The sequence below is a fragment of the Pseudomonas sp. AP42 genome (genome assembly GCF_001728935.1).
Taxonomy (GTDB): domain Bacteria; phylum Pseudomonadota; class Gammaproteobacteria; order Pseudomonadales; family Pseudomonadaceae; genus Aquipseudomonas; species Aquipseudomonas lactis.
Genome location: NZ_LYSO01000012.1, coordinates 1 through 12976 on the forward strand (window position 1 = coordinate 1; position 12976 = coordinate 12976).

General features: G+C 59.6%; 3 protein-coding genes. All 3 read right to left on the minus strand.

All coding sequences use genetic code 11. From position 1 onward, the window contains the following. Nucleotides 1–101: 101 nt before the first annotated feature. The gene (locus A7K61_RS06825; RefSeq protein ID WP_069557259.1) at nt 102–4925 is read right to left on the minus strand and encodes a dermonecrotic toxin domain-containing protein; all 4824 of its coding nucleotides are present in this window, start codon (nt 4923–4925) and stop codon (nt 102–104) included. A gap of 553 nt (nt 4926–5478) precedes the next feature. Further along, on the minus strand, nt 5479–10683 hold the full coding sequence (locus A7K61_RS06830) for a dermonecrotic toxin domain-containing protein (protein ID WP_069557260.1): 5205 nt from the start codon (nt 10681–10683) through the stop codon (nt 5479–5481). A 92-nt stretch (nt 10684–10775) separates the two neighbouring features. Next, on the minus strand, nt 10776–12815 hold the full coding sequence (locus tag A7K61_RS06835) for a M3 family metallopeptidase (RefSeq protein ID WP_069557261.1): 2040 nt from the start codon (nt 12813–12815) through the stop codon (nt 10776–10778). Nucleotides 12816–12976: the final 161 nt, after the last annotated feature.

A 12976-nucleotide genomic window follows, 5' to 3' on the forward strand; every position in this document is an offset into this window, starting at 1 on the left:
GCTCCCACATTTTGGACCGTGGACCGTCAGATAGGTAGTTATCCTGCCCATCACCGTTGGCTGAGGGCACGTAATGCATCAAAGCTGTACCGGCCAGGTACTCAGTCCCCCACCAACAACCCCAGAAACAGCTTTTGATCCAATGGCGGTGTCACGTCGGCATAGATCACCTTCAACACTGCCCTGTCGTTGGCGCCGGCGTCTCGCACCAGATCCTTCTGCCGCAGGAAACGCTGCTGGGCCAACTTGAGATGGGCAACACGGTAGGCACTGTCCGCCACCTCAGTGTCAGCATAATGAAAGTGGGCATACCAGAGCACCGTGGAGGCATTTTTTTCACGCACCGCGAACTCCGCCACATAGTCACCGCTGGCGGTGAGTTGGCGCCCATGCACCAGGTTGATATCGACCTGGCGATGGGTCCACAGGTAATCGACGTTTTCCTGGGAAGGGCGTTGCGCCTTGTAGCCGGTGCTGCGGTAGTCGCGCCCCTCTTCGAGCAGGCTGGCAACCTCGGCCCGGTAGTGATCGAGCAACGTCGGCACACCGGGCTTGTCTGCATGGGCCGCCTCAATTTCCCGGATGATGTCGCTGAACTTATTGGCGTGCTGCGTGAGCATGACCTCCCAATCCCTTGGGTCGACCTGTTCGCGGCGCGTCTGGTCCTGCAGCTTTTTCATCTGGAACTGGATAGAGCGCCGGATACCCTGCTTTTGCGCCGTCAGTTGATCGGCAGCGCGTTTCAACGTTGCCAAAGAGCGTTGAGGGGGCACAGGCGTCGGCTTTTCAGGGCGGGCGATCACCAAGTCCTTCCATACCCCTTCGCTGGGATGCTCGACAAAACGGCCAACCGCTTGTTGATTGAACGGGTCGCGAATTTCCATGATCGCCACCTGCTCGGCCGATTGCGCCGCCCGCACATCGCCGATCAACGTGCCGCGTCGCTGGGTTTTAAAGGCTCGATGGTTGGAACGCCTGGGGGCTCGAAGTGCAGGTGCGCGGCTTGGCATGGCAATGCCCTCCTCCTCTCGTACCAGCGCCGCCAGCTCGGCCTCGGCGCTCTGGCGCGCTTGATCCAGCCGCTCCAGGAAGCGGGCTTGATACAGCGGGCGGCTCAACGCCGGGTCAAGCTCGTGCAGCGCTTCGGATGCACTCGCCAGGCGCGCGTACTGGTTGATCAAGGTCGCCAGCACCGCCTTGCGCTCGCTCACCGAAAAATGTGCATAGGTCCTCAGGGCGATGTGGGAGGACGTCGCCAGTCGCAGGCCCTGCTCGTTGAGCAATTGGTAAAAATGCTGGACCGCGGGCGCGTCGGTCAGCGCGAGGTTGTCGATGCTCAAGGTTCTGAGCAAGTTGAGATTGTTCAGCGCCACGTTGAAGGGGTCGGCCATCTCCTGGGTGGGCAGCGACTGAATGAATGCCCGACTCTCCCCCAGCCCTCGGGTGGAGTCCTGCGCGTGCTCATTTAGGGTGGCCTCCAGGGCGTAGGTGTCTTCCAGCAATTGCTGCTCGTGGTCGTTCATCGCCACCATACGCGCGATGAGGTCTTGATAAGCCTCGGGTGTTCGCGTCGGCGTATTCACGTCGATACGCTGGGCGATCGCCCCTACCGACTCGCCTCGTGGTGAAAAACTGCTGTCCATGGCCAGCGCCAAGTGCAGGTTATGGATGAGCAATTGCGTGGCGCTGATGGCGCCATACTCAGTGGAACGAGCCTTCTCGAAGTCGCTGGTTTCCAACGCCGCTGTTGCGGGTTTGATCGCCTTGATCAGCGTGCGGCGTGCCTCGATCAAACGTCCCGCCTGCACGACGAACGCTTCCAGGGCCTGGTTGAAGGATTGCAGCAGTGCCTGACAGTTGGCCTGTTCGTCTTCGTGCTGTTTCTTCAGGAAGGCAACTTTTCGCTCATCGGTATTTTGCTCAAGCAGTGCCCACCAGTTCCTGAGTTTGTTTCTGGCTGAGAGGTACAGATCGCGCTGCGCTTTCACGCTGTCGAAACGGGCGGTCATTACATCCGCCTCGCGCTCCGTTTGCAGATCAAGCCGGGCTTGTTCGGCTTTCATGTGCTTTTTCGCAGCGCGATTTTTTTGTTGTTGCGCCTTGATCTGGTCACCCGGCGCACCCGCCCGCAGCTTCGGCGCGAGGTCCAGGCTCCATCGGCCGTTACCATCGTTTTTCAACCACGGGCCGCTGCGTGAGGTGTCGAGCGCATCCACGATAAATACGCGATTCGACTCGCGGCTGACGCGGTACACGTCATTGCCGATCAAGGCGTGCAGCCCGTTGTCCAGGCGGTAAAGACCCTGCAGACGCCCGGTCATCACCGGCATCGGCAGTTTTGCGGGACGCGGCACTTTAAAACGCTGGATATAGGCACGCTGGCTGGTGCTCAGGCCGTTCAGCGCATTGGAGAACGAGAAGTCAAAGGCGGTGCGACCTTCAGCAATCGGCACGGCAGGCAGCATAACCGGGCCGGCCAGCTGTTTGGCTGCGCTGGACAGCATTCCAGCGGGACGCCGCAAGTGCGCCAGGGCCACGGCCGTACTGCTCAGGTCTGCGGCGATCAAGGGTTGTTCAGGGATGGCGCGCGCAGAGATGTGCAACAGCGCCAGGCTGAGGCTACTCAGCAGGTCTACCCAGGCCAGCTCGCGGGTGGTCGGATCATTACTCTGCAGGGCGGGAATGTCCTGATGCAAGCTTTGAGTCAGCAGCAGCAACCATGCGATCGACATCGTCGAGCCTTGCAACAAGGGCAACAGCAAGGTGTTGAGCAACAGCCCGCCACCTTCGAGCAACAGCGCCCAGCGACTTTCGGCATTGGACACCGACTCGCGCTCAGCCAAGTCCACCAGTGCGCGCACATGCTCGCCAAACAGGTACGGCAATAACTGGTCATTGCGTTGGTGTTGCAGCAATTGTTCACTGCCCTCATCGGCGGCCAAGGTCGCGGGGCTGGGCGTTTCCAGCCGGTCAAACTCAGCCCCCAGGCCGAAACGCAGGATATGCGGCTCAGTGAACCCACCGTTGGCATACACCGGCCGCGCGGGTTCGCCAAGCCACATCAGCACGCTGTCCTGCAGGGCTCCAGGCTGGGCAATCGCCGCCAGCAACGCCTCGCGGCTGGCGTACTGCGTCAACGCTTGAGCATACAGCGGGCGATAAAGAATCACCGGGCCCGGTTCAAGGTCCTGGGCTTGGATCACAAACAGGTTGTCGACCTTGTCCGGTTCGGCCCCCGGTTTGCGCAGCAGGGCCAGCGCACGGATGACGACCTTGCGCCCCTCGACCACCCGCTCAGCAGCGCTGCGTTGCATCAGCGCAGCGACATAGCGATAGCCCAGCACCGTAAACCCCTGTTGCCCCTGGATCGCCAGCGTCAACGCCTGCAACGGTAACTGCGCCCGTAGTTGCTCGCCAAATAGCCGCTGGCGTTGCAAGGTGTCGTCGCTATCGGCCAGCAGCAGGCGCTTGAGGTAGTCAGGGTAGGCCTTGCCGATGTCCACGCGCTGGACCAGATCCGTGAGGTAATCGGGGGTGGTCCAGTCTTGGATCAATTGACCGCCCGTATGCCGAATGGTCATCGGGCCTTTGGGCTTGCCCACCAGGTTGCACAGGGCGAGGTCGGTCAATGACAGGGTTTGGCGCTGGATAATTCCCGCGCCGCCTGGGTACCCGGCCGCCACGGCAAAGGTCAGCTCCAATTCGTCAGGGTTGTAGCCGGGGGCTATCGGTTGATCGACCAGCATCTGCGCATGCAGGGCCTTCGCTGCAAACGTACGCAGGTCGCTCACGCCGTCGAGAAAGGACTGCCCGCCAGCTCGGGCCTTGGCACTGGCGAGTTCCAGCACATGGGTGCGATAAGCCAGGCGTTGAGTCTGCGCAGCGTCCTTCAGCCAGTCGGGCAGCCGGTCTTCCATCAGGCCGGTCGGCCCCGCTGAGTGCGGCGCCGGGTTCACAAACAAGGGGGATGGATCGCTCACGGCGTCATACTGCTGCTCCAGCGCATGCAGCCCCCGGCCAGAAGGTAACGGGATGGCCGCCAGGTCCTGCAGCTGCTGATTGAGCACCGCCGCGGCCTGAACCTGAAACACATTGCCGTTGGGCTCAAAACGCTTCCACGTCATCGCATCCGCGACAAAAGCAGCGTCGAGTTTCGCTGCCCAATACTGATCGAACGCATCATGGGAAGTGAATGACTCAACCGCCCCCGAAAGCGGGCACAGCAGGATCAGCGAGGCGTTGACCACCAGCAGGTCTGGCGATAACAGGGTAAACGAGGCCCCCGCTCGGGTCAGCGTGGTTTCCATGACATAGACGTGCACGGCCTTGGTTTTCATCGCCGCCACACGGTCGAGCCGATCCGGGTAGTCGGTGACCTGCTGAATGACGGCACGGGCGGGCTCGGCAAATGCCGTCGTGATGGCCGTGTGGATCAGGTTACTGCGCAGCAGCTCGCTGAGCCCGTGCCAACGGTTTGGCTCATCCCCTGTCCCTTGGTCCCAATAGGCAATCAACGCCTGCTGAAACGCCGTCGGAACCACGTCAGCAAGCTCGCGAATGACCTGCTCGATCACGCGCATATCCACGGCCGGCGCCGCCTCGTCCGCCAGGGCCAGCGGTGTGGGCGCCTGGTTGGTCAGGAAGTGATCCCGGTTGTAGCGCGTCGAAAAATCCAGCGAAGTACCGTTGCCCAGGTAGTCGAGCGCGACATTGAGCAAAACCCGCAGGTCCCACCCGCCCAATGCATTGGGGGTGGCCAGTTTGGTGGTCACCAGGTTGAAGTCCAGGTTGGGATAGGCCTCCTTGATGCCCTTTTCCAGCCATTGGCCGGTGACGGAGATCAAGGTGGGGTGATGCATGAACCGCGTGCCGACGGCTCTGGCGATCAGCGTGTCGGGGGGTGGCAGCGGTAGGTTGCGAGGCATGGAAAACGTCCTTTTTGTCCGTTGGGGCTCCAAAACCCGAGGTGGGGGAGCCTGGCAAAAAGAAGTACCACGCAGGCGTATTCGAACGCGGTAACGGTGTAGTGCACCGTGATACTTCGGTATGACGCCGAACCTGTGGCGAGGGAGCTTGCTCCCGCGACGGCCTGAGAGCCGGTTCTTATCTACCTGACACCCCACAATCCAAATGTGGGAGCTGGCTTGCCTGCGATGGCGGCCAGTCAGGCGACGCCTATCTACCTGACACCTCACGATCCAATTGTGGGAGCTGGCTTGCCTGCGAAGACGGCCTCACAGTCGACACAGCTGGATTGTGTACATATCCATTCCTGCGGTAACGGCCACTTAGGGTTCCGCTCTGACAGCGGCTGACTTTTGAAAAGCGCAAAAGTAAGCAAAACGCTCTTGCCCCACCACTCGGCACCTCGCCTAGGCTCGGTGTGCCCGTAATCCGCCAGCGTGGTTTGACGGGGCGCTTAAGATCAAAAGCAGATCAAGAGCGGCTCGCTTCGCATCGTGGTTACTGCTGGGTGAATCAGGGCGAATCGCTGGTTAGGGCAACAGGTATCTCTTTGCGACGCCCCAGTTGCGCAACCAGGTAAGCGACGGAGTCCGCGTTGCTCAGTACCGTAAGGATGCGTTTAAGCGGATCGGTACGGAAAGTTTGTCGAGCATCGGCGAGGGTTTGGGTGCCGGTGACCGTGAGCAGCCGGTCGAGCACAGGTTGTGTCGACGAGCCCTTGGCGGGATCGGTTTTGAGGCCGGTGGCGATATCAACCACCTGGAACAGCTGCTGCGTCGGGGTGCTGAGCGACAGGCTTGAAAGCTGGCGGTTTTCCAGGGCCGCCTTGGTTTTACTGCCCGCCGGGGTTTGGGGGTCAATCAGGTCATGAAAAGGATGGGTGGACTGCACGTAAGCCAAGTTCAATGTCGCACAGACATGATGCGTGATTTCGTGAATGAGGGTAGTCGCACGGGCGTGGACGTCGACATGGAAGGGTTTTATCAACAAATGATCGTATTGCAGACCCGGGTTGAAGAATGCTTCGGTCAAGTACACCAGTTGCAAGGGGTCGGGGACGATCGTAAAAGCCATCACCTTGTAGGCCCCCTGAAGCGCCGGTATCCGCGAGTGGCCAATGACAAATCGCGCTGAGTCCGCGCCGGTCAGTGAGGGCTCCATCAACGCACTGCAGACCGTGTCGACGATCGCCTGAATTTTTTCAAGGTGTTCGGCCTCGATGGTCTGCAGGCCAAAAAACGTTTTGATTCGTTTGGCGACATCAGGTGCAGCCAGGGGTGTTTGTGCGAGCAGGCGCAGGTTGTCCTGGGCGTTCCTTGCATAAAACGTGGCCAGTGCCAGTGCCTCAGTAATCATCAACGACTCCTGAGCGTAAAGCGCGCGAATCTGGCGCATGCCGCTGGCCAATATATTCATGCTGGGGCGCGCAAATGGCTCGGAATAGAAGCGATTGGTCAGTCGCGCAATAGCTCGTCGCCCCGTCAGCAATGGGTCAGTGCTGCTGAGCATCCACTGTTGTCGGGTGTTGCTGTGCACCAACGGGCCGACCTCCCCCTCCCCCGTGATCCGCCAGCCCTGGTCGTGCTTGATGACCTGGAACACTTTGCCTGCCACTGCTGCGTAATAGTGGTTGGAGGCCGATTGGTAAAGGTTGAGTGAGGTGTCTTTGATCAGGCTGGCCAAGCTCGGCTCAAGGACTTCGAAACGCTGGAGCCGGGTGCGTGGCGCAGCGGTAATGTCCAGCGCCGGCCAGGACACCACAGCGGTCGCAGGCGTGGAAGACGGTGGGGTCGGCTCGGTTGTCGGGAGTGTGCCGCCCTCCGATACGGCAGGCATGGAATTGCGCAGACCGACCAGTAAGGCGACGCCGCCGATAAAATGACCCAGCGCCTCATGCCATTGGTGGCTTTGCAGCTCTTCGGCAGACGCTTTGAACAACGTGAAGCTCTGCCAGACTATCAAGGGGTAAGCCAGTTTTCCGGCAAAAAACACGATGGCCTGCTGCACACCCTCAGCGAACACGGCTTTGGCCGTATCCCAGGCAGTGCCTGCATTGGCGGTTTTCTGACAGCCCAGCAACGTTGTCAGCAACTCGACATTCTCGGTGTACAACTGCTTAAACAAAGGCGCGTTGATGGGGTTGCATGCCAGCTGCAGGGCAGTGCTGGCCTGGGGTTGCTCCAGTGCGCTGGACAGTGCTGCGTGGTCAACGGCCGGGGCCAGCAGCCGAACCCAACGCTGTAAGGCGCCGCTGGCTGTCAGCTCGGCACGCAGTGCGGCCTCAACCGAATATTCCTTGAGGGTGTAGCCTGGACTATAGGGGGCATAAAGGACTAGAGGCCCCGCGTCACCTGAGGCGGGACCGATCAAATAAGCCCCGGGAATCCTGATGGTGTTCTTCCCGTCATCAACCAGCAGTTCCAGAGGGCGGATCATGGCGTGGGCGTCCACCACTGTGGCCCGGGCGATAGCATCGGGCATGTCCATGATCTGTTGAATGAGCCCGAAGGCCGCCGGTGAAAGCTGACCTTGCAGCATCATGCCATGAGCGTATTGCATCAGTTGCCACGGCAGTTGCTTGGCGAATCGTGTAGCACGTTGCTCAAAATCCAGGCTGGTGGGGCCCAGTAATCCTTCGATGTAAGTCTGATAAGCCCCATTGATATTCAGCGCCTGTATCCGCGTTTTCAGCGTCTGTGCATCCAGCGCGGAGGGTAATGGCGTTTTACCGGTGCTGGCGAACAGCGGCACCTCATCGTTCCAATACGATTGATGGCTCAAGGCATAGTCCAGCAGTGACTGGTTGCGCGCAGGCGTACTGCCCTGCGCCGGCAGCCCGACTTCGACGTCATCCGGCGTAATGCTGGCCTGGTCGTCACCGTCCTTGAGCACAGCGCTGAGTTTGTCGTGCGTGAACCGAGCCAGCGAGTCGATCCCGTGCAGGTAATCCTGATTATCAGTGACATTGTTTCGATACTGCTCCAACAACTCGGCATAGAGCTGTTGATCGACAGCACTGGCGTTGCCCAACCATTGCAAACCATGTTGCACGATCATGGCCTGGACCATGTCCATGGCACGCCGCAGGTTGGTAGGCGCCAGGTCTTGCGTGGCTTGAACCTGCCACAGCTTGCGCAACTGTTCGAGTGACAGTTGCGTGGCCAGGATTCGCTCCAGCTCACGGTCTTTGTGTTGAGCATAGGTTCGTTGCAAGTGTTCGACGAGGTTGTCTTCGATCAGCTCAAGGGCGCTGAGTGCATAGGTAGGATGGGCGTGCCAGTCCGGTTGCGCCAGGTTCTCCAGCAAAGCCTGTCGTTCGTGCGGGCTTGCCAGACGTCGATCAACCTCTGCTTTGAAGTGGCTCAATGAATGGAAACTTTCCAGTCCCAACGCGGGCGTCCAGAGCAGTGCACGACCGCAATAGCGAGGGTCAAGCCCGCCGCGCTCAGTCAGCATGAAACAGTGCGTGAGTACCTGTTGGGTACTTTGCCCAGTGGGTGTGATCGCCAACGCAAACGCATCAGGGCGAAACCCGTTGACGCTCAGGCGCAAGTCTCGGGCGTAAATACCCAGTACGGTTGAGAGTACTTCGTAGTCCAGGGGCAATAACGCGTTGTTCCACAGCCTGACTTGCATTTCCCCGGTCAAGCCCATCTCCATTGCTTTTCTCAGCAAGGGTTGCATGTTGGGGTACGCACTGTGGGTTCTGCGCAGATACGGCTTGAAACCCTCGACTGCAGTGTCGATCAGCGTATTGAAGTCAGTGATGTCCAAGCCTGAAATCTTGGTGGCGGTATTGTCAGATGTGACTGAGTAGACGTGAGTGTTCAACGGGTCGTTCAGTGAATCCACATCGCCACATAAACGCGCCAGAAAATACTCGACCATACTGCTCGATGACAGCAGTTGAGGTGTATCGGTGTCACTGGAGAGGCTGCTGTATTGACGCACCGAGAGGCACGCTGCCTGCAGGTGTTGATGTTTAGCGTGCAGCTTGGTGTTGAGGTAGGTGGTGGCGGAATTCTCCAGCGAGGGGCGCCATGCCAGGTGGCGTTCGATTTCAGCGCTGACGTTTTCGAGCAACTGCACAGAGGTGCGCAGTGCCGAGAGCGTTGGCGGAACCCTGGGTTCTGTCGCCGCCGCAGTCCAGGTACTTGCCAACTGGGTGCTCCAGCGGCCCATGGGCTCGAAGGTCAGTAGTTTTGGATCAATCATGCCACGCACATCCAGCACATGATCGACCAGGGCATCGAGGTCCATCGTGCCCTGGCTCAGGCGATATTGATCGAGGGCGTATTCAAGGTTGCGGCCTTGCTTCTCAATAATGCCCACCATGATGCTGTCGAAAACACCCCCCGTGATCGGGGCTTTGATGACCTCGCAGGCCGACAGATCGGCCTCGTTAAAGCGCTGCGACCTGGACAGGTGGTTTCTCCAGGCATCGGCGTGCTGCCGCGGGTTGAGGCTATCGATAAGGTGGGTTTTCAGCGCATCCAGTGCAGTGAACGATTGCAAGCCTTGGTGTGGGGTGTAGAGCAGCCAGGGCGAGTCATCGTCACTTTCTTCACTGCCGATGATGAGTGTGCCTGCCAGCTCGACAGGGGATTGCCCTGGCGCCTGCAGCAGTGCCTTTTCAACAGTCACGCTGGGAACCGCCGTTGTTGCGGCAAGCGCAGCCTTGAGCGGCAAGGCCAGTAGTTGCAAACGCTGGTCAACCGTAATCGCCGCTTGCTGCTGTTGGTCCAGCGCCACGGTGATAAAGGCATTGGCCATGGCATGGGTAAACAGTTGCAGCCGTGAGGCCCCGGTGGAAGCAGGTTGCGCCCAAAATGCCTTAGGCTGTTGCTTCATGTGGGCTCGCAAGCCCCGCGCCAGCCCTTGCACCGAGGCTTCCCAACGTAACTGGTCGTCAGCCCCGTGAGCGGGCTGCTGCGGGTCAGGCGTGCGTTGAGGGTCAACGTAGCGCCGGGTTTCGCCTTCAGGCCAGCCATTGTTGACGAAATACTGGAGGATAGTTGCGCTCAACGTGCGGGTGGTCGTGTGCCGCAGCGGTGGCTTGTCAGCGGTGCCTGATTCGCTGGAGGTGTCGACAACATACGTGTGCACCTGGATTCGGTGCTGATCGACGCCCGCAAACGTCTGCGCCAACTGCGTGCAAATGTATTCATCCAGCAGCGAGGTGAAACTGGGCAGTTTGAGCAGTTCCTCGCGCATCAGACGGGCGTTTTCCAGCAGGTTGTTGGCGAGGGTCGTGTGTTGGGCTTGGAAGACAGCGCCACCCACGGTATGTGCGCTAATCGTCAGGTTCGCAGTGGGCGTCAGGATGTGCTGCTGGGAGATGGAAAGGTAATCGAGCAACCCCTGGCGCTGCGCCGGGTCTTTGAGCCACGCCCCCAGTTGCGTCTTGAGTGCGTCATGGCTTTGCAGCTTTTCCAGGCCGCGAACGGGCGTGTAGAGAATAACGCCCCCTTCCGGGGCGGGGCTCATGACGAAGGCGCCCGCCAGTTCAATAGCCGGTTGGCCGGGTACGTTCAGTTGCAGGGTTTGGACGTGCATCGGCACTGTTTGTGCGCGTCGCAACGCATCGGTGGCCAGGTAGACGCTGTCGAACCAGTCAAGGTCCTTGAGGGTAAAGTTGCGTGCGCGTTGGCGCTCGCTGAGCTGCGTGCGATCGGTTTGAGTTTCGCTGAAAAAGTACGGTGGGTTGTCCGTGACCATTGAATACGCTCCATGCCGGATGGGCTGCTGAACTGAGCAGCGGTGAGTGATCGGAAAAGATCACTCTGGCGCTTCACGTTTCAGTCGAGGAGCTACATATGCCTATGCTCATGCCCCGCTAGTAGCTCGGCGCATCGCTTGCCGTCCCCGCGGAACAGCGCAAGTGAGCGCAGCAGCGTCCCGGTGTCCCCCTCAGTGATAAAAGCGTCCCGGAAGGCTTTGCCGGTCTCTGGGTTGAACAGGCCATCGCGCTCGAACCGCTCAAAAGCCTGGCGGGCCAGCACACCGGACCACGGGTAGGAATACAGTTTGGCCCCATAGCTCCCCATCGGTTGTTCGAAGCGGTTGATCGGGCGGGCGCCATCAGGCCACTGCAAGTACCCCACTTCAGCGTTGGCCTGGGTGAACACCTCGTGAGGTGTACGCCCGTCACCGTAGGTACGGTGCAATTCGAAGTCGACGAGGCCTGTGAGCAATACACTGGCGGTTTCATGACTGGTCTGGGTGTGAACCCATCGGCTCATTTTATTGGCCATATCATCACCCAAGGGCTCTCCCGTCTGAAAATGGCCAGAGAGCCAGACCAGGAACGGCGAAGTAAAGCAGAACTGCTCCAGCACTTGGCCGAAGAATTCCGCCGCATCATGGCTCCATTGGTCCATACCGGAAATCGCCCGATAGGGGGCGACGGTCAACAGGTGCTGCAGGCAGTGGCCGAACTCATGCAACAAGACCCTCAATTGCAGATGATCCAGCAAGCAAGGCTGGGCCTCCGTCGGCCGTGGCAACTTGCTGCGAAGCACCGCGATAGGCCGTTGTGGACGCCCCTCGGCCGTCATTCGGTGGCTGCGCAAGCCAAAGGCGGCGCCAGTCTCGCCACCCTCTACGCGGCGATAAGGGTCAATGAACAAATGTCCGATCGGCTGTTCATACTCCCTGAGCTCAAACACCCGCACATCCGCGTGCCAGGTATCGACCCTGGTCTGTTCGACCAGCTCAACGCCGAACAGGGTCTGGGTAAAGGTGCACAAGCGTTGCAGCACGGTGTCCAACGGGAAATAGTTGCGCAACGCATCCCGGGAAACGCCGGCCACGTCCTGACGGATTTTTTCCACGAAATAGCTGTGATCCCAGGGTTGCAGAGCGTCGACCCCGTGCTGCGCGGCATAGCGTTGCAGTTGTTGCGCCTCATCGGCGAATGTCGTGCGTGCCTGCTCAACCTGTTGATGCATAAAGGCAACGACCTCATCGCTCGTCTGCACCGTTTGCTCCACCAACGCCAGCTCGGCGAAGTTGGCATAGCCCAGCAATTGTGCTTTCTGGTGACGGCTGTCGAGCAACACCGTCAGGATCGGTTCATTATCGGTGGCAAGGGCATCCGCACCGGTGTCCACGGCACGACTGTAGTAAGCCACCATCATTTCCTGGCGCAAGGCTCGATGATCGGCGTAGCTCATCACGTCCTGAAAGGACTGCTCGCAAAGGGTTAGTAACCAGCCATCCAGACCTGCGTCCCGAGCCGCGACCGCCAGGCGCGCCAAGGTTGCCTCGGGCAGTCCGCTCAGCAGCGCCTTGTCTTGAATGTGCTTACGCCATGCATCGCTGGAGTCTCTTACCCGGCGCAGGAACTCCTGGCTGAACTCACCGATTTGCTGGTTCAGCGCTTTGAGCCGTAGCTGCTTCTCAGGAGAAAGATCAAGGCCAGCCAAATGGTACTTGCGCAATATTTTACGCAACGCACTGTGGCGTTGTTGATTGAAAAGCGCCGCAATCGGGCTATCGGCAAGCTGTCGGTGCAACTGATACAGGTCGTTGTTCACAGCCAACTCGGCTTTGTATTGCATGGCCAACTCATAACTGCGGTGCGATGCCTGCGCCCATGTCGGCTCTTGGGGGTGGGCGTCAAGCAGTTCAATGAGGTTGAGCACGCCATCCAGGCGAGCCTCCAACGCCTCCAGGGCTTGCACCAGGTCGTCCCAGGTGGGAAATGGCGCCTGGCTGGTAATGATCGTGGCGGTGGCGTTGCGACTTTCAGTGATGATCTGCTCAACGGCAGGCACCAAGTGTTCGGCCCGGATGGCTGAGAACGGTGGCAAGTCGTAGGGCTGTAGCAGTGGGTTGTTTTCAGACATGAAGTCACTCCTCAAAGGTAGCTTGCGAAGCAGCCAGCCTAGGGAGTGAATCATCGTTGGGTGGGCTAAATAGGTATGAGTAATCGGGACAAAAAAGCGATAGCGCGCAGGACAGGATCGTCAGTCATCAACATCAGCCTTTGAACCCCCTCCTTACCCAT

Excerpts from the sequence above, each read along its gene's own strand:
- A7K61_RS06835 (WP_069557261.1), bottom strand. The coding sequence starts at position 12,815 with ATGTCTGAAAACAACCCACTGCTACAGCCCTACGACTTGCCACCGTTC.
- A7K61_RS06825 (WP_069557259.1), bottom strand. The coding sequence starts at position 4,925 with ATGCCTCGCAACCTACCGCTGCCACCCCCCGACACGCTGATCGCCAGA.
- A7K61_RS06830 (WP_069557260.1), bottom strand. The coding sequence starts at position 10,683 with ATGGTCACGGACAACCCACCGTACTTTTTCAGCGAAACTCAAACCGAT.